This window comes from Gluconacetobacter sp., from assembly GCF_047721585.1.
Classification (GTDB): domain Bacteria; phylum Pseudomonadota; class Alphaproteobacteria; order Acetobacterales; family Acetobacteraceae; genus Gluconacetobacter; species Gluconacetobacter dulcium.
This window is the reverse complement of record NZ_JBDNXE010000083.1, coordinates 1-18,800: the sequence shown is the minus strand read 5'-3', so window position 1 is coordinate 18,800 and position 18,800 is coordinate 1. Positions and strand designations below refer to the sequence as shown.

The 18,800-nt window shown below is 65.7% G+C and carries 11 protein-coding genes and 1 pseudogene; 2 read left to right on the top strand and 10 right to left on the bottom strand.

The features are described 5' to 3' along the window. Nucleotides 1-204: 204 nt before the first annotated feature. From ABF821_RS14330 to ABF821_RS14285, 10 genes are all read right to left on the bottom strand, one after another. The gene (locus ABF821_RS14330; RefSeq protein WP_415530482.1) at nucleotides 205-2,799 is read right to left on the bottom strand and encodes a TonB-dependent receptor domain-containing protein; all 2,595 of its coding nucleotides are present in this window, start codon (nucleotides 2,797-2,799) and stop codon (nucleotides 205-207) included. Nucleotides 2,800-2,851: 52 nt separating this feature from the next. Then, on the bottom strand, nucleotides 2,852-3,994 hold the full coding sequence (locus ABF821_RS14325) for a FecR family protein (protein ID WP_415530480.1): 1,143 nt from the start codon (nucleotides 3,992-3,994) through the stop codon (nucleotides 2,852-2,854). After that, the gene (locus ABF821_RS14320; RefSeq protein ID WP_220791823.1) at nucleotides 3,966-4,484 is read right to left on the bottom strand and encodes an RNA polymerase sigma factor; all 519 of its coding nucleotides are present in this window, start codon (nucleotides 4,482-4,484) and stop codon (nucleotides 3,966-3,968) included. Before ABF821_RS14320 ends, ABF821_RS14325 begins: the two co-directional genes overlap by 29 nt. A gap of 229 nt (nucleotides 4,485-4,713) precedes the next feature. Continuing rightward, on the bottom strand, nucleotides 4,714-7,164 hold the full coding sequence (locus ABF821_RS14315) for a TonB-dependent receptor plug domain-containing protein (RefSeq protein ID WP_415530485.1): 2,451 nt from the start codon (nucleotides 7,162-7,164) through the stop codon (nucleotides 4,714-4,716). Nucleotides 7,165-7,512: 348 nt separating this feature from the next. Further along, entirely contained in the window at nucleotides 7,513-7,998 is a 486-nt protein-coding gene (locus ABF821_RS14310) for a hypothetical protein (RefSeq protein WP_182974690.1), read from the bottom strand. Continuing rightward, nucleotides 7,998-10,208: a GH92 family glycosyl hydrolase gene (locus tag ABF821_RS14305; protein WP_415530479.1), complete on the bottom strand. Its 2,211-nt coding sequence runs from the start codon at nucleotides 10,206-10,208 to the stop codon at nucleotides 7,998-8,000. Before ABF821_RS14305 ends, ABF821_RS14310 begins: the two co-directional genes overlap by 1 nt. Further along, nucleotides 10,205-12,484, bottom strand: a complete 2,280-nt coding sequence (locus ABF821_RS14300; protein WP_415530478.1) for a Ca2+-dependent phosphoinositide-specific phospholipase C — start codon at nucleotides 12,482-12,484, stop codon at nucleotides 10,205-10,207. The genes ABF821_RS14305 and ABF821_RS14300 overlap by 4 nt, the downstream gene beginning before the upstream one ends. Continuing rightward, nucleotides 12,484-15,255: a TonB-dependent receptor domain-containing protein gene (locus tag ABF821_RS14295; protein ID WP_415530477.1), complete on the bottom strand. Its 2,772-nt coding sequence runs from the start codon at nucleotides 15,253-15,255 to the stop codon at nucleotides 12,484-12,486. Before ABF821_RS14295 ends, ABF821_RS14300 begins: the two co-directional genes overlap by 1 nt. 122 nt (nucleotides 15,256-15,377) lie before the next feature. Beyond that, entirely contained in the window at nucleotides 15,378-16,322 is a 945-nt protein-coding gene (locus ABF821_RS14290) for a FecR/PupR family sigma factor regulator (protein ID WP_415530476.1), read from the bottom strand. Further along, the gene (locus tag ABF821_RS14285; RefSeq protein WP_415530483.1) at nucleotides 16,303-16,977 is read right to left on the bottom strand and encodes an RNA polymerase sigma factor; all 675 of its coding nucleotides are present in this window, start codon (nucleotides 16,975-16,977) and stop codon (nucleotides 16,303-16,305) included. Before ABF821_RS14285 ends, ABF821_RS14290 begins: the two co-directional genes overlap by 20 nt. A gap of 13 nt (nucleotides 16,978-16,990) precedes the next feature. Here ABF821_RS14285 and ABF821_RS14280 point away from each other — a divergent pair, with 13 nt between their 5' ends. Together ABF821_RS14280 and ABF821_RS14275 are read left to right on the top strand one after the other, a co-directional pair. Continuing rightward, nucleotides 16,991-18,394 (top strand): MFS transporter, encoded by a 1,404-nt coding sequence (locus tag ABF821_RS14280; RefSeq protein WP_415530475.1) that lies wholly within the window; start codon nucleotides 16,991-16,993, stop codon nucleotides 18,392-18,394. A gap of 59 nt (nucleotides 18,395-18,453) precedes the next feature. Continuing rightward, nucleotides 18,454-18,800, top strand: a pseudogene (locus ABF821_RS14275) (hypothetical protein); the annotation flags it as partial.

Sequence of the window (18,800 nt, the reverse complement as noted above, 5' to 3'; positions counted from 1 at the left end):
CCCCCCAAAACCACCCCCCCCCCCCCCCCGGGGCCCCCCGGCGCGGGGGGGGGGGGGGGCCCGCCCCCCCCCCCCCCCCCGCGAGGCTATCCTGAAAAACACCGGGTCGGTCTTCACGAAACCCGTTCGGCGAAAATGCGCCGGCTTATTGTTTGTCCAAGCCCCTTCACCTGTCTGAATGCCCGCATTCAGACAGACCCCGCGCTAGAAGCTGAAACCGAACGTCCCGAAAACCTGCCGCGGCGCCGATGCGTGAAAGACCTGAATGGTCCCCGATTTGTCGGACGGCGCGAACACGCTGTTGTCGAAGTTCGACGCATAGCGCTTGTCGGTCAGGTTGGTGATGTTCAGCGCCAGCTTGGCACCCCTCATGAAGCCGATTGAATTGAAATCGTAGCCAAGCCCGAGATCGACCGTGCCATACCCGCCGAAGCTGGCATCGTTGGTGTAGGTATAATAGCGCCGGCTGGTATATTTGCCCTGGATCGAAGCCCAGAAACCGTTCCACCGCGCGGTCAGCATGCTCGCGGCCATTTTCTCCGGCGTATCCACCTGCTGCCTGCCGGCGGTGCGATAGAGCACGCAGGTCGTCGTGCACCAGTTCAGGTCGTTGTCATAGGTCGTCCGGTTGAACGACGCCGAATTATACCAGCTCAGCCATTTCAGCGGCTGCCACAACACCCCGAGTTCCGCGCCCCGGCTCGTCACGCTGCCGGCATTGTGGAAGGAGTTGCCACAGCCCGCATTCTGCTGCTGGTTGGTCGGACAGGGATTGTACTGCAACAGCCGATTATCGAATTTCGTCCAATACCCGGTCACCGAAGCCTGAAGCGACCCACTCACATAGCGATAGCCGCCCTCCACACTGCGCGACGTCTCGGGCTTCAGCGTCTTCCCCTGCGCATCCCACACGGCCTGCGACACCGATTGCGGGCCAAGCTTGAATCCCCCCTGGAACATCGCCATGTTTTCGGAATAACTCGCGAACATCTCATGGCGCGGCGCGATCTGATAATGCAGGCCGACCTGCGGCAGGAAGTAATCCTTGGCCGTCAGCGTGCCGCTGGCGAACTGGCTGGACGCCGGCGGTGCCGTCTTGGCAATCCCCCGCTCGGCCTGGGCATCCGATCTGGAATAGCTGCCCTTGAAACCGAAATCGATCGTCAGCGCGTCATTGAAGAATTTGGCCGAGTCCTGAACATAGAATTGCCGCGTCTGCCAGGTGGTTTTCTGCACCCATTGGGCCAGGTCCGGCTGGCCTTGCAGATATTGCGCTAGGCTGAAGGGTCCGGTGACGTTGGTCCAGATATAGCGCGCGGCGCTGCTGGTATTGTCTTCCACCCAGAACCCGGCCTGAAGATGGTTGAAACCGACGACCCAATTCAGGTTGCCCAGCACGCCGGTCCGGTCGATGGTATAGCGCGTATCGCGGATCTGCACCGGCAGGTCGTCGGCGGTGGTCGCCGTGCCCTGCGTGGACCATCCGGTGATCCAGTTATTGCCGGCCCCCGTGTCGGTATGATGATAAACCTGAAGATGCGCGCTCAGGGTTCTGGTGATGTTATAATCCCCGGCGACATAGAACAGATTGTCGTCACGCAGGATCTGGCCGTTGGTATAGGTGACATCCGACAGCTTCTCCGGCGCTTTCGAGGGCACGCATTTGGTCGGCGCCTTCGGCTTGGTCACCGAGCAATAGGCGCGATCCAGATAGGATTGCCAGTCCGGCGCATAACCGCCCCAGTCCCAGCCAAGGCGCGAGAGCATGTTCTGCGACAGATAAGGCGTGTCGGCCTGATTGGTGCGCGAAACGTCCCCGTAGGCGGTGATCGAACCGTTATGGAACTGATACACCACCTTGCCGTTGAACTGCCCGACGGTGGACCCGTTATCGGCGCGCTGATGCACGAACAGGTTCTGCTCGCCATACTGCCCTGAAAAATAGGCCGAGAATCCGGCATGTTCGCCGGTATCGAAGCGCGCGAAGGTACGCTTCCCGTCCTCGCTGCCGAAGCTCTGGTTGACCGTGAACCCCATCTTCCTGCGGGGCTTGCTGGTCATATAGGTGACCGCCCCGCCGAGATTGCTGGTCGAGGCGATACCCAGGCCGGCGATCCCCGTCGCAAGATCGGCATGGCCGAGATTGTCCGAGATCAGCGCGCGGTTGATGCTGAGGCCGTTATAATTGTTGTACGCACCGTCGCCGAGCGGCATGCCGTCGAGCGTGTAGCCCAGATGCGTGGTGCTGTAGCCGCGCACTTGCAGGGTCATCGACTGCTCGTTGATGCCCAGCGCATCCATTGATTGCGCGCTGACGCCCGGCAGGATGTTCAGCGCCTTCTGCACGCTCACCCCAGGCGGCAGCACGTCCAGGTTCGACCGCAACAGGGTCGAAACCGAACGGGCCTGGCCCTTGCCGACGGTCGTGATCATCTCGGACGCACCCGCGTCCGCGCGGATGGGCGTCAGGGGAGCCCCCTGCGCCGCCGCATCCTGGCTGGTGACGACGACATAAATCCCCGCGCCGGTCTTCCGGACGACCAACCCGGTGTCGGCAAGCATCCGTTCAAGCGCCTGCCCAACCGTCATTGCCCCGCTGATGGCGCGCGTATGGCGCCCTTCCGCGACCCGGCCGGAAATCACGATCTGAATCTTCGCCTGCTGGGCGAATTGCCTTACGGCACTGGCGACATCCTGCGCGGGCACGTCGAAGGTCGCGACTTGCGCCAGCGCCGGGGCGGCGATCAGGACGGCGGACACGGTCGAACCCACGGCCAGCCGGTGAAACAGAGCGTGCATGAAGCATTCCCAAGGATGTTTTGTCTTCTCGACGTCCCCGGAAACGGTTTCCTTATCGGTTCTCGTGATTTTTTCGCGGATCGATCACGATATCGTCCTGTTCGACGCGCGCCTCGGCCCCCAGGCTCGCCGCGGCGGCACGCGCGAAGCCCGTCACGTCATCCATGTGAAACGATCCATAGAGGCTTTCCCGGCCCAGCGCGGGGCTGCCGACGCGCAGATGCAGCCGGTTATGCCGGTTGATCTCGGCCACCGCGCTGTCCAGCGTTTCACCGTCCAGTTCAAGCCGCCCTTCCTGCCACGCCAGCATCCGCTCGATATCCATGGGGGCGAGGCGCACCGCTTCCGGCCGGGGTCCGTCCATCGCGTGTTTCGGAAACCGGGCGCGCTGGCCCGCCGTCAGGCTGATCCGACCCGCCGGAGAATCGACCCTGACCGCCCCTTCGGTGACCAGGACTTCGACATCGCCCACAGGGTCGTCATCCGTCACCTGGAACGCCGTGCCGATATCGGTGATGACGACCTGCGCCACGGTCACGCGAAAAGGGCGCCGCGCATCGTGCGTCGCGCGAAACAGCACCTTGCCGGCCTGCATGCGCACATCGCGGTGCCCCGCGTCGAAGGCGATGTCGATCCGGCTGCCCGCGTCGATCAGCACCGACGACCCATCGCTGAGCGCCATCGACCGGACCTCGCCGGTCTGGGTCACATACCGCTCTCCCGGCGGGTCAAGGAGCAGGACGGCGACAAGCGACGCCACCAGCGCGGCCATCCCCCCGCCGATAAAGGTCAGTCGCTTCCAGGCCGGAGAGCGTCCGCCCCCGCCCCGCATATCCCCACCTCGCGCATCGTTGGCCCGCGCATCCCTGGCCGGCTTGCTCTCGTCAGGCGCGTACTCGTCAGGCCCGCGCGCGTCCGCCCATCTCTCATCAGGCCGTCTCTCATCTGGCCGTCTCTCATCTGGCCGCCGCGCGTCCGGCGTGCCCACGTCCGTCCGCCCCGCGCGGGCGGACACCGGCTCGAACAGCGCCAGCGCGGCCTGCGCGCGCAGCAGGGCGCCGACATGCCGGGGGCTGCACGAGACCCATTCATTCAGGCCCGGATGATCCCGATCCGGCATGGCGTCCAGCTTCGCGGCCCAGGCGGCCGCTTCGGCCTCTATCTCCCTAGCCGATTTTTCGCCACTGATCGTCAATCTTCCACTCTTCTTCGACAGGGTCTCGCAGCGCCCGCTGGATCAGGCGCAACGCCTTCTGAATGTCATTTTCGACTACATTCTCGCTCACGCCAAGGCGTCTCGAAATTTCCCGCTGCGATATCCCCTCCATCCGCCTCCAGGTAAAGATCGTCCGGCATCGCTCGGGCAGCGTGGCAAGCAATGTCTCGACCAGTTCCAGCTGCTGGCGCGCCGAAACGGCGGCCTCGATATCCGTTGCCTCATCCTCGACGGTCAGCGTCGCGTTTTCCGTAAAATCCTCAAGCCGGACGACCCGCGCCCGCCGGCGGCTGTCACGCCAGGCATTCTTGACGATCTGCATGAAATAGGCGCCCGGCCGGTCAATGTGATCCACCGACCGCAGCGTCGCCAGACGGCAATAGGCATCCTGGATCAGGTCGTCGATATCGCTCTCCGCGATGCCGAGCCGACGCAGCGCCCCCCTGACCTTCTGCTCCTGCGGGATCACGTGCGACGAGACCCATCGAACGATATGAGGCGGGCAAACGGTCAAGTTCCAGATGTCTCCAAGGCCATGTTGCTGGCCCGAAGTCGGGAACCTATCGTGACGACAAACCGTCACACACGCGAATTTATTATGACAGCGGACCCGCCGCCGGACGCCGCCATTCCCCGGCAGACGGGGAATGGCCTTTCCACACGATGGAACCGCATCGCAGCGGCTCCACGCTTCGGCATTACAGGGTCAGGTTGGCACGCAGGTAGTAATACCCGCCATTCATGTCGAGCTGCGACGTGCTCATGTAATATTGCGGCACGCCCAGATAACGGTTCCCGTCCGGCACCCGGCTGGGGCGGGCATCGAACAGGTTGTTCGCCCCCAGCGTGAACGACCAGTTCCGGTTGGCGCGAAAGGTAATGTCCAGGTTCGTGATGAATTTCGGCGTATTCCGAAACGGCAGGAACATCGTGCTGGACAGCGACCCCGTATTGGCGGCCCCCGTATAGTAGGTCAGTTGCGACGTGGTCTGGCCATAGCGGATCTCATGCACGCCCACCGTCCACGCCCCGCGCGTGAAACGCCCGCCAAAGATCATCTTGCTGCGCGGATACGCCGTGGTGATGTAGGCGATGCTCTGCGCCGACAGCAGCGGCTTCCCGGTCGCGGAATCCGCCTGATGGCTCAGGCGGGTCCGGTTCAGGTTGATGGCCACATCCCAGTCGATCCGCCCCACATCGCCCAGTCGCGTCGGATAGGTCGCCGTCAGGTCCAGCCCCTGCGTGCGCGTGCTGGCCACATTGGCAAACCAGTTGGTCGAGAGCGAGGCCGCCGTCCACTGGTCCGATCCCTCAGGCAGCGTAAAGCCGTTCAGCTTCAGGGCAGAGCGCGCCGCGTCGCCGGTGATGTTGCCACCGGGCAGGATCTGGTCACGCAGGTTGATCTGATAGACATCGACCGTCACATGCAGGTTCTTCACCGGCTCGACAATCACCCCGCCCGTCGCGTTGGTGGAGCGTTCCGGCTTCAGCGCCGCCGCGCCATTGGCCAGCGCACCGGGCGAATTGGCGGCGATCAGCCCGCGCGCCGCCGTCGGCGACAGCGTCAGCGAACTGTAATGCTCCTGCGCCAGCGTCGGCGCATGGAACCCGTTGGAAATGGTGGCGCGAAACGCCAACCATTTGAACGCATCGTAGCGGGTGGACAGTTTCCCGGTCTCGGTATCCCCCACATCGGTATAATGCTCGAACCGCCCGGCCAGATCGAACTGCCAGTTCTTCAGCAGATGCGTGGCAATATCCACATATCCGCCGACGACATCGCGGTTGAAATTGCCGGCATTGCCCGCATTGGTCCCCGCCAGCGCGTCCGACCCGCTGCCATAGGTCGAATCCGGCGATCCGGTACCGACCGAATAGCTCTCGTAGCGATAGGTCGCGCCCCCGGCCACATTGATGCTGTGCGGCCAGCCCGAAAGATGGAATGCCCGGCTCAGATCGAAGCTGTTGCTCCACTGCGCATTGTTGAACCCCTGCGCCGCGATCGCCGTCGGCGTCCGCCCGGTATCCCGCGCCACCGCGAAATTCGCCGAATCCTTCAACCCGATCGCGTCATAGTCACGCCCGTAGACCGAGGACAGGTCCCAGTTCCACCCCAGCAACACGCCCTTTACACCGGCCGTCACTTCCCAGTCGTTTTCATCGATCGTCTCCAACGGCGAATAGCCGTTCGGATAGATGGCGGCATATTCAGGATGCGTCGCCAGCGAACTGGGCAGACGATAGTTCTGGAACGCCTCGCCATGCCGGTGCGCATAGGTCGCCAGCGCATAGGCATGGATATCGTCCGTCAGGTCATACCCCGCCTTCACCGCCACGCTTTCGCGCGTCTGCTCCGGCCGGCCTTGCAGCTTGTTGATCTTGGTGCCCGTCCGCAGGTCCGGCGCGCTGCGGAACGTGTGGTCCTCATGCACGAAATCGCCGCTGACATGCACGAACCCGCGCGCGCCCAGCTTCGCCCCGCCATCCAGATACACACCCTGCTGAAACCCGTCCTTCGCCGCCGTGATGCCGGTAATCGACTGGGCGTTGAATCCATGGTCCTGCGTCTTGAGGATGATATTCACCACCCCCGCCACGGCGTCCGACCCATATTGCGCCGAAGCCCCGTCGCGGAGGATCTCCACATGGTCGATCGCCGCCATCGGAATCATGTCGATATCGACCGGCGTGGTCCCCTGCTGCGGCCCGCCATCGGCATAGAGGTTCGCCGTGGTATGGCGCCGCTTGCCATCCACCAGCACCAGCGTCTCGTTCGGGCTCAATCCGCGCAGGCTGAAGGCCGAAGTCAGCGCGCCGGTATCGAAGCCGCCGGTCGGCAGCGTCAGCGAAGGCAGCAACTGCCCCAGCGCCTCGCGCAGCGTCGGCTGCCCCGTCTGCGCAAGCTGCCGGGCCGAGACGATATCGATCGGCGCCACGCTGTCCCGCGCCTTCTTCCCGGTCTCGCGGGTACCGGTCACGATAATGGCTTCCCCCGCATCGGCCGGCCGGGCGGGCTGAATCACGGCGGCACCATGCGGGGCATTCAACACCTGGGCGCCACTCCGGCCGGTCCGGGTGCCATGCTGCGGTGTGGCATCCGCCGCCGGATCAGCCGCCCACGCCTCCACGGCCGGGAAGGCCGTCAGGATCGACGCGGCCAGCAGCGCCCGCCGGGCATGAAGACGGCAACCAACGACAACTCTCCTTCTGCTGACAGGCACGAAATCCAGGGCGAGCGAGCGGAAGGATGACACGATAGCGGCTCCACATTAAACGACAAAAAATCGTTGTTTGAAAAAATCACAACAACGCCCCGCCTTCGTATCAGCGACCATACGAAATGTGAATTAATCCTATCCGCATCCCCCATTCTTCCATCCAGAATGTGGCAAATTCACCACACTCCGTTGCACAAAAAGAACATCCTGTCCCCAGGCACCCACTGCCCCGCCAACAGCAGAACGCCGCCCCTCTCGTACGGCACACACGGCCGCATTTTATCGCGACGGTACGCCACGCCTGAAAACAAGCGTCCCCACCACATGCCGCCCGTCCTCCGAGGCAACGGTCATGACCAGCCGCGCCCGATCAGCCGACAGCGTCCAGCGCATCACGGCAACGCGCAGGGTATCGCCGGTCCGCACCTCCTGCGTCACGACCAGCGCCGCCCCATCCCGCCGCGCGGCAACGGTGCGCAGGGTGCTGGTCCCCAGCACGGTCCGCGCGGGAAAACGCACGACACGTCCATCGGTCGGCAGGTCCAGCGTCACATGCTGCGCCCGTCCCCGTGCCGTCGCCACGATCACATCCGTGATCCGGTCGCCATGATCGACGATCGTATCCCTCCGCGCCTCCGGCTGCTGGAGGTCGCGATAATCGCTCTCCGCCTCATCCAGGCACCACGTCCCGGAAAACCCGGCCTCCCGCCCCTGCGCCGGCAGGCCGAGCAGGAACACGACCAGCACCGTCACAACAGCCTTCATCACCGCACGCCCGGCGCCACCCACGACGCCCCCCACCGGCTCGGCTTCGCTCCCATGACGAAATGCAGGGTGCGGCCATCCATCATGTCCCGATAAGTCACCATGGGCGCCGACAGCGCCGCACCATCCAGCGTCGCCGACCGGATATACCGATTATCCGCCGTATTATGGTCCGCCACGACGGCAAACACCCGCCCATCCGCCATCCGCACCCGCGCGCGCGAAACCAGCGGCGACCCGATCATGTACGTGCCCGAGGCCGGATTCACCGGATAAAACCCCAAAGCCGAAAACACGTACCAGGCCGACATCTGTCCGCAATCGTCGTCGCCATCCAGCCCGGACACACGGTCGGCATATTCCGTACGCATGATCTCGCGCACCCGCTCCTGCGTTTTCCAAGGTTGCCCGACGAAATCGTAAAGATACGGCACATGATGCGACGGCTCGTTGCTGTGCCAGTTGTAATTGCCGTCGAAATAGCGGTCCAGCCGCCCGGCCAGCGCCGCGCGCCCGCCCATCAGTCCGCTCAGCCCGCCGACATCATGCAGCACGTCGAAGGTGTAGACCCACTTTCCACCCTCGGTCCATCCGGTGTCGGGGTCGGCCCACGACCCGTCAAGATTGCGCGCTTGCATGAACCGCGTGGCCGGATTGAACAATTTCCGGTAATCCTCCGACCGGCGCAGGAACTGTTCATAATCCGCCTGCCTGCCCACAGCCCTGGCCACCTGGGCCACGCACCAATCGTCATACGCATCGTCCAGCGTGCTGGACGCGGATTCCGCCGTCCGGTCGGCCGGCACATAGCCCAGCCGCAGCGCATAACCCAGCCCGCCCCGCGCCTCGTAGGGCGTGCCCGGCTTGCGGTCGCGCCAGTCGTTGGTGGCGTCGCCATCGGGCGGCACCGTCGCATCCTTGCGCACGGCCTCCCAGGCCAGCGCCCGGTCGAACCCGGCAAACCCCTTGCCGATCGCCTCAGCCACCAGCGAATCCGCATGGGTGCCGATCATGATGTTGGTATAGGACGGATTGGGCCATTTCGGCATCCAGCCCCCCTGCTGGTAATCCTGGAGCAGGGCCTGCACCATCCCGCCGATCCGCTCGGGCGCCACCAGCGTCAGCAGGCTGAACTCGGCACGGAACACATCCCAGGTCGCAAAATCGGTATAGCTTTCCCCCGCATGCACCTGGTCGTCAAACGCGCTGTAATAGCGCCCATATTCCGAAAGCGAGCGCGGATAGAGCAGCGCATGGTACAGCGCGGTATAAAAGATGTGCCGCTGTTCCCCGCTCAACCCCTCCACCGCGATCCTGTCCAGCTTCTCCCGCCAGGCGTCGTGCAACGTCCTGCGCAGGGTCTCGAAATCCCACCCCGGAATCTCCCGCCGCAGATTCTCCCGCGCCTGTTCCACACTGATGAAGGACGTGCCCACACGCACCTCCACGGCATCCGTTCCGGCATCGAACGTCGCGAACGCCCCCGTGCTCCGGTCGGGCGCCGGCGTGGCCGGATAGGTGGCCATTTTCGCCGGCCGGCTGAACTGCACGACGAAATAACCACGAAAGCGCGGCAGCGTCAGCGGCCCCAGATCGGCATCCGAACGACGGGGATTATATCCGGCAATTTCCCCCTTCGCCTCATCCACCGACACGCCGCCCGCAACCCCCGGCCGGCTGGCCTCGACCATCACCCGCCGCGCCGCGCCGGCCGGAAAGACGAAGCGGAACAGCGCCGAATGCGCCGCCGCCGTCATCTCGGCGCGGATCGCCTGCCCGCCCGTCCCCATCACCACCCGGTAATAATCCGGCCGCGCCTCCTCGTCCCGGTGACTGAACGGCAATGCCCGCTCGGCCAGCCCGCTCCGCGCCGCCCCGCTTTCGGGCATGATCACGACATCGCCATAATCCCCCATCCACAACGCCGCCTGATGGGTGCCGACAAAGCCGGAAATGGAACGGTCCCTGTCATAATACGACAATCCCGGATGCCCGCTCTGCCGCGTCTGCGCCACCCAGCCCGTCATGCCGAAAGGCGGCGTCACCACCGGCATGGTGCGGCCATACCCGATCGCCCCGCCACCGGTCCCGATCAGCGGATGCACCAGATCGACCAGATCCTCCGCACGCGCCACCCCACTGGCCACCCCACTGGACGCCCCACTGGCAAACCCCAGAACGACAGCGGCAAAAACGGCATATCGGCTCACGGTGCCGCGCCCCTGTCCAGAAGCCGGGAAAAGGTCGCCAGCGGGCACACCGCCTCCCCGCCACAGCCGGGCACCGCCAGATACGCCATATCCGGCGGATACGCCCCATCCCCAGCCCGCAGCCGCGCGGGCATCGGCGACTGGAACAACACCCGCACCACCGGGTGCCCACCCTGCGCATCCGTCAGCAGGGCAAAGCCCAGCGCACTGCCCACGGGCACGTCATCCATCGCATAACCCGGCGCATGCACATGCAGGCCAAGCTGCGCCAGCAGCGGCACGATGGTGCCGTCATGCCCCATCCACACCGTCAGCGCCGGCCCGTCGGCACGGGTCAGTTCGGCCGCGATCGCCGCACGCAGAGGCTGGCTGAGCACCGGCGCCAGCGTCGGCAACCCGGTCATCACATGCAGCATCGCCGCATGCAGGTCGGACAGGCGGGCAAACGTGGCGTCATCCAGCACACCCCAAGCCATCCGGGCCGCCGGCTGGCCGGACAACGCCCCCAGCATGATCGCCTCCGCCACCGACGATGCCGGCAACAGCGATCCGGAAAGCGTCAGATGCCGCCCGGACGCATCGACATCCAGCACCGCCGGCATCCCGTCATCGGCGCACAGCGCCCCCCGCCCCGGACAACCGGCCAGGCGCCGCAGCACCGACAGCCCCTCGCGCGGCGGCCCCGCCAGCAGGCCGGCGGCCGCCGCCTCCGCCCGCAGGGCCGGCAGCAGCGCCCGCAGATCCACAGGCCGCTCGGCCTCCAGCGGCGAGAACACCCTGTCCGGCACCCCGATCGGCTCATGCACGATCGCAGCCGGGCAACCGGGCGCAAAACCGGCGGCAAACGCCTCCGCGCTCGCAACCGTCCGCCGGCTGGAATTGGCCCGCAGCCGCACCCTGTCCGCCGCCGGGCACCCGCCGTCCGCCAGCCCCGCCATGTCATTGCCGGCCATCAGCGCGCGTTCCCACACCCCGAGCCCGCGCATCTGCGCCACCCCCTCGGGCGTCAGGTCGCCCGGCACTCCGCTCCACACCGGCCACACATGGTCGATCACCGCCCGCGACGGCACCTGATCCGCCAGCGGCGACCGCAGGCCGTGCCGCACCACCAATATCAGCTTGCGCAGGCGCAGCGCCTCGGGCGCACGCGGCTCGATCGCCGCATCCCGGCACGCGGCCGGCGCGCTCACCGGGTTGCACCGCGCCGCCAGCCCGGTCCCGAACCCCACGCGATATCCCGTCCAGCGCGCAGGCTCGAAATCGGGATAGTCGGTGCTGACCAGTTGGGCACCACTGGCCAGCGCCGCATCCCGCCGCGTCGGGTCGCCGCTGCGCCCCTCCACCGTATTGGCGTCGGCGCGCGTGCGCACCAGCATGTGCCGCCGCACCAGGTCCGCAATCGCCTCGGGCGGCCCGTCATTCAGCTCCGTAAAGGCGGCATCGTCAGCCTCCGGCGGCGCGTTGGTAAACGCCACCCGCCCCCGCAGGCCCGGATGCCCCTCCAGATACAGCGCCCGGTTCGACCGCTGGTCGAGCAGAAAGACCACCTTCCCCCGCGCCGCATCCACGCCCGGCCAGCCCTGCGCCATAACGGCCGCGCGCAGGCTCGGCGCATTCCCCCGTACCTGATCCGGCGTCAGCACCTCACCCGGCGGGAATACCGAGCGGATCTCCCTCTCCAGCGCATCGAAGGTCCGCCCGGTAAACGGCTCGGGCTCGGTCAGCGGCGCGCGCCTGCCCTGTTCGACCTCCAGCAGCACGAACAGCGGCAGATGCCCCGGATGCGCCCGCGACCACGCCCGCACCTGCCCCAGACAGGCCAGCAACGGCTCGCAGGTGGCCCGCTGGTCGATATCGGGGATATGCATCACCTTGAAGCCGGGCCGGCGCATCAGGGCCGCGTTGCCCGTATCGGCAGGCGGCAACCCCGCCTCCGCCAGCCAGCGCGCCGATCGCGGATGCGCAAACCGCCCCCCCGCCGTATCGGCATAAACATCCAGTTCGATCTGCCGGATCCCATGATCGAACTGCGTCGGCAGGTCCGCATGGGCATAGTCCAGCCCCTGCGCCGCGGCCGGGTCGCGCCGCGCCAGCAGCGCCGCGATCGAAGGCGCCAGCCCGGCATGATAGCTGTTATGCGACCCGATCACCTGGATCTGGTCCAGTCGCGGCCCCTCCGCCGCCCGCGCGACAGGCTGCCGCGCCAACGCCAGGCACAGCACCGTCAGGCAACACCCCGTCACGCGACCGGCGTGACGGGGGAACGAGACGGGCATCAGAACTGGCCCATCAGCGACATGCGGAAGTTACGGCCCAGGATCGGCCGCGCCAGGAAGACATTCTGCCCGGCCTGCGAACTCAGCACCTCGCCCGAACGCGGATTGCCCTCCGTCAGCCCCAGCGAATTGTTCAGGTTCTGGCCCGAGAGGTTGAAGGTCAGATAAGGCGTGATCGCATAGGTCGCCCCGAAATTGATCACCGTATAGGCCGGCAGGCGCTGGGTATTGGCCACGTCGGCATAGCGCAGGCCGTAATGCTCGATATCGGCCTGCAACAGCAGCCCGCCGTCCAGCAGATGCAGGCGCGGCGTCACGCGAAACATCACCGGCGGCGTGCGCAGCAGATGGTTGCCGGTATAATCGAGCAGATTGGGCGACCCGTTGCTCAGCACCAGATACCGCATCCTGCCGAAGCGCCCATTCTGCGCGGTGCCGGAAAACACCACGTCGAAATACTGGCTGGGGCGCAGCGTCCCTTCGAATTCCAGCCCGTAGGTATGGGTGGTCGCCGTGATCGTCTGCTGGTTGTACGACCCCGTCTTCACGTCGAAGACCAGGTTGTTGATGCCGTAGCTCGGATAGTCGGTATTGAACCCGGTCAGGAAAAGATCCGCATAGCGCGACTGATATTTCACGCCACCTTCATACATGAAGATCTTCTGCGTGATCGGCGCCGCCACCGGATTGGTGATGAACGAGGCCAGACTGGGCAGGCGATAGGCACGGGTAAACCGGGCAAAGAAGCCGAGATTGGGCTGAAGCTGGTAATTCACGCCGATCGTGCCGCCAAACCCGGAGAAGCTGGCGTTATAAGGCGTGTAGATCCCGTTGCCCGACAGCATGTTCGACAGATAGGGCGCGGCACCCGCCACCACGCTGTGGCTGCCCTCGACCAGCCCGCCGGTCCGCTGCGCCTCGTAGCGCACGCCGGCATCCACGCGCAGCTTCTTCGTAATGGCCCATTCGTCGGTCGCATAACCGGCCACATCGGTGTCGTCGCCCCGCCCGTTGGCAAATTCGGTGCCATAGCGGGTATAGCCGTTCTGCGTGGTCGATCCCACGACCTGCCCCGCCGCATTCACCGCGTCGATGTTCAGAAGCTGCGCGTGCGGCATCGTATCCAGCAGCAGGTTGGCCGAATAGCGCGTGAAATCCTCCTTGAAATAGGTCACGAACGCCCCGATCGCCACGTCATGATGGCCAAGGAACGCGAAGGATTTTTCCAGCTTGAAGTCGTTCATGACCTCATGCTCGTTCATCCACACCGCGCGCAGCGAGGCATCGGTGACGTAATTGTTGCCCGTCATGGCCGGGGAGAATGGCTGACCGGGATCGTTCACATACCGCAACTGCCAGGCACTCGCCCCGGCGAACATCGACCCGGCATCCCCCAGGCCGGCCAGCCGCTTGCCGGCATCCGTCACGGCGCTTGGCGACAGCACGGTCCAGGTGGCGTTCATCGCGCGATAGCGGAACGTGTCGGTCAGGTGCCACCCGTCGGCCAGATCATGCCGGAATCCGGCCGTCACCTGATGCAGGTTGATATGAATGCCGCTTTGCAGGTCGATATGCTTCGTGCTGCCACCGGGGCCGGGCAGATACGCATTCTCCAGCACGGAAGACGAATACTCGCCGGTATTGGCATTGAAGCCGGGCAGCGACACGATATTGCCCGACGTGTCGCGGGTTACGGGAATATCGGTAAAGAGCGTCGTCCGGTCGTCCAGATGCTTGTAATCGACGAAGATACTGCCGCCATGGCTGAAATCGCGGCTGACATTGGCCCGGATCTGCCCGCCCGAATTGGCGCGGAAACCGGGGTCGCGCACACCGTTTTCCACCCGGTAGAACCCTCCCAGGCTCCAGCGCCACGCACCGGCCGGCCCGCCCAGCCACGCATCGGTGCGGTACAGCCCGTCATCGCCGAATGTCTGCTTGGCCAGCCCCGAAAGTTTCCTGGCGCCCCGCCGCGACAGGAAATTGACCAGCCCGCCCGGCGCGTTCTGCGCCACGATGGAACTCGGCCCGCCCCGCACCACCTGGATCTGCTTCATCGTCTCGTCGATCCGAAACGAGTCATCGGCGTTCAGATATCCCAGCGCCGGGTCCGACTGCACCGGCAGCCCGTCTTCCTCAAGCTGGACCGATCCATACCCGTCCACCGGAATACCGCGCGCCCGGATATTGGCCCCCACTTCACCCCCCGAGGCTTCGACCCAGAAGCCCGGCGTATTCTTCAGCGCCTCGGACACCGAAGAGGTCCCACGCACCCGCAAATCCTCCTGCGAAATGGTGGTGATCGCATAGCTGGCGTCGATCTTCCGCTGCTGCTTGCTGGAGGCACGGCCGGTCACGATCACGGCTTCGCCTTCCGGCAGTACGGCCGGCGTCATCGCGGCCCGCGAGGCGCGCTGAAGCAGCCACACGCCATCGGCCTTCGACTGCACCGAAACGCCGGTATCCTTGAGCATCTCGTCCAGCGCCTGCTCGGGCGTCTTCTTCCCCTGCACGGTGCTGGAGCGGACATTTTCCACATCATGCCCATCCACCGCCACATGCACGCCAGACTGGCGGCTGAACTGCGTCAGGGCGGAGGAAAGCGGTTGCGCCGGGATGGAAAAATCCTTCTCGGCGGCGGACTGTGCAACGGCGGCACGCGGCATCACCAGCGGCAGCATGCTCACCGATGCCATGGCCAGGCCAAAGAGATGAACGGACGGAAAAGCGGCACAGAACGAGAGGCGACGACGCAGGGTCTTTCTTTTCACAGGATCTATCCGGGCTTTTCATAGGGTGGAGAACAGCAGTGAGTTGCCCCGCGCCCCGGATTTCCGCCTCCCGTTTTTGTGAAAGTTAAATGACGACCGGCCTGAATGACGACCGACAGGGATCAGAAGATATCCAGCCGCCCCGGCGATCCCACGTAATCGACATGCAGCACGCTGCGCGCCACCCGCGCGAACGCATCGGGGTCGTCAAGCGCGAACGATCCCATCAGCACGCGCCCGCCGGCCTGCCCATGCACCACCAGTTTCCTGCTGTTATAGCGGTTGAAGATCGCGGCGGCATCGCCAAGCGTCTCGCCCTGCAATTCTACCACGCCGCGCTCCCAGTTGGTGGCGCGCGCCAGTTCCTCCGCCGTCAGGGCGTGCAGCCGGGGGGCGGCGTCCGCCCCCATGGTCAGGCAATCCCCGGCATGCAGCATAAAGCGCTCCCCGGTTCCCCGCCGAATCGCCACGGCACTGCCGGAGAGCAGCAGGCCGACCGTATTCTCCCCCGCGATCGAGACCTGCATCCGCCCCACGGAGCGAAAGATCAGGCCACCGGCATCCAGCCGCGCCTCCCGCCGGCTCGACACCACGCACCGCCCGTCCAGCAGCCGCGCATCCGCCCCGCCGACCAGCAGGCCGGAGAAACAGTCCAGCCGAACCGTCCCCCCCGCAATCGCCACCGAGCGCGGCGCCGCATCCCGCACGCTGAAAAAGCGCCCCATCTCGCGCGAGGGCGCCGGCCGGGCGCCGACCATCAGCGCCGCCGAAGCCGCCACCATGGCCCGGCGCGAAAGCCGTCGCACCGGGGCCGGCCGGGCATGCCGGAACGCGAACGCCTCGGGCAGCCGGCAGGCTTCGGGGGCAGGCGCGCCCGCACCGGGCTTCAGCGCCGCCGCGCGCTCCGTCGCCTGCCAGACCACCTGCGCGCGGATCATCGCCCCACGGTGGCGGATATCGGCCCCCAGCCACCGGTCCAGTTCGGCCTGCTCGCCCGCGCTCAGCGCGGCGCGATCCATCCGCGTCACCCAGTCCGCGGCGATCGTGTCAGGCGTTGGATTTTCCACTCCGGAGGTCACCGGACGCCGATCCGCCGCCCTGCGCGGGCAGGTCTCTGCCGGCATAGGCCGTGCCGATGATCCTGAGCGCCCTGGCAAGCTGCTTTTCGACCACATTCTCCGAAACATTCAGGTGAAGCGCACATTCGCGTTGTGAATATCCATAAAAGCGACGCAACACGAACACGTCCCGGCACCGATCCGGCAGGTCGCGCGCGACCTGATCGAGAAAACGCAGTTCCTGTCGCGCAGTCACCGACCGTTCGACCGCCTGCCCCAGGTCGGGAATCTCCGCGCCGGAAAAATCCGTCAGGGAATCGAACGAAACGATCCGTGCCTTGCGATAGTGTTGAAGAACCAGATGACGCGCCACACCAAAAAACCATGCACGCGGAAATCTGATGGAAGCAGGATCGGCTTCGGCAAGCTCGACCCAGGCCTGCTGGATGATGTCGTCGATTTCGATCCCCGAAAAACGCCGCAACCATCTCCGCACATCCCCCTCATGCGGAAGAACATGGGTCGCCAGCCAATGATTTCGCTCTTCGGGAAGCAATGGACCATATCCAGTCGCAAAAGGACGGCGCGTCGATAACACGCCGTCCGTGCGGGAAATGTGATAAACTCGTGACAACCCACCCCGCCCGATCGGCCCCGACGGCATGGAAGTCCGGCGCATGGCGCGGTATGGTCCCCCCATGCCGATCCTGCCCTACATCGTCGCCGCCACCTTTTTCATGGAGTATCTCGACTCCACCATCATCGCCACGGCGCTGCCCGCAATGGCGCGCAGCTTCCATGTCGGCCCCAACGAGCTCAGCCTGGGCATGACGGCGTATATGCTCACGCTGGCGGTCTTCATCCCGATCAGCGGCTGGATGGCCGACCGTTTCGGCTCGCGCACCATCTTCGCCACGGCGGTCACGGTCTTCACCGCCGCCTCGGTGCTCTGCGGCTTCGCCGACAGCGTGCCCACGTTCGTCGCGGCACGGGTGCTCCAGGGGCTGGGCGGCGCCATGATGGTGCCGGTCGGGCGCTTCATCGTGGTGCGCAATACCGAAACCAGCCGCATGATCCAGGCCATCTCCACCATCACCTGGCCGGCGGTCGCAGCCCCAGTGGTCGGCCCCACGGTCGGCGGCATGATCGTCACCTTCGCAAGCTGGCACTGGATCTTCTTCATCAACCTGCCGCTGGGCCTGGCGGTCCTGGGCGTCATCTTCGCCGTGGTGCCGCAGCAGTTCGGCGAACGCCACCCGCTGGACTGGGGCGGCTTCGTGCTGGGCGGCGTCTCGCTCACCGCCCTCCTGCTGGGCACCGAACTGGCCAGCAACACGCAGGCCAGCCCCCTGCTGGCCACCCTGTTGTTCGGCGCCGGCCTGCTGCTGGCCACCGCCACCCTGCGCCACGCGGCCGGCCGCGCGCATCCGCTGCTCGATTTCCGGCTGATGCGCCACCCCACCTTCGCCATCACGGTGCTGGCGGGCACGCTCTCGCGCCTGACGATCGACGCCATCCCCTATCTGGTGCCGTTGCTGCTCCAGATCGGCTTCGGCCTCACCGCCTTCCATGCCGGTTCGCTGATGCTTGCCTTCGCGCTGGGCAATCTGGGCATGAAGATGTTCACCACCCGCATCCTCCAGCATTTCGGTTTCCGCACCACCGCCGCCGTCAACGCGGCCCTGGGGGCGCTGTTCGTCTTGCTGGCGGGCACCATGGTCCCGGCCACTCCGGTCACGCTCCTGCTGCTGGTGCTGCTGGGCTGCGGCGTCACGCGCTCGATGCAGTACACGCTGCTGGCCACCCTGGGCTATGCCGATATCGGCGCGCAGGAAAAAGGCCCCGCCAGCACGTTGCTCAGCGTCAGCCAGCAGATGTGCATCGGCATGGCCGTCGCCTTCGCCGCCCTCACCCTGCGGCTGACCGCGACCCTGCGCGGCGAACACCCCTCCACCGACGCCTTCACGCCCACCGATTTCCACTGGGCGTTCCTGATCGTCGCGATCCCCCTGATCCTCTCGATCCCGGGCTATCTGCGCCTCGACCGCACCGCCGGCGCCGCCCTCCGCCAGGGATCCTGATCCCATGGCAGCGACCACACATATGCACCCCGTCACAGGATATGGAAGGAATGCAGGACATGCGGCGATATCCGATGATCGGTGCCATCTTGCTCGTGCAGGCCGCAACGCTCCTCCCCGCCCAGGCGCATGACGACACCGGCAACCGCGTCACGACATATGGCCCCTATGACGCCCCGCCCGGCGGCACCGCTCCCACCTACGCGCCGCCGACGACCGAACGGGGCAAGCCGTTCCCTCCCGGCCAATATCCGTACGCCTACCCGCCCTTGCAGCAATACCCCGTACTGCCCTATCCCGCGCCAACCCTCCCCCCCCCGCCCGCACCACCGCCCAAGGGGGGCTGCCACGGGGCGCCATCGCATCCGGGCTGCCGGTGCTGGGCATCTGCGGCGGCCAGCAATTG

Excerpts from the sequence above, each read along its gene's own strand:
- ABF821_RS14300 (WP_415530478.1), bottom strand. The coding sequence starts at position 12,484 with ATGCCCGTCTCGTTCCCCCGTCACGCCGGTCGCGTGACGGGGTGTTGC.
- ABF821_RS14280 (WP_415530475.1), top strand. The coding sequence starts at position 16,991 with ATGGCGCGGTATGGTCCCCCCATGCCGATCCTGCCCTACATCGTCGCC.
- ABF821_RS14310 (WP_182974690.1), bottom strand. The coding sequence starts at position 7,998 with ATGAAGGCTGTTGTGACGGTGCTGGTCGTGTTCCTGCTCGGCCTGCCG.
- ABF821_RS14285 (WP_415530483.1), bottom strand. The coding sequence starts at position 16,977 with ATGCCGTCGGGGCCGATCGGGCGGGGTGGGTTGTCACGAGTTTATCAC.
- ABF821_RS14330 (WP_415530482.1), bottom strand. The coding sequence starts at position 2,799 with ATGCACGCTCTGTTTCACCGGCTGGCCGTGGGTTCGACCGTGTCCGCC.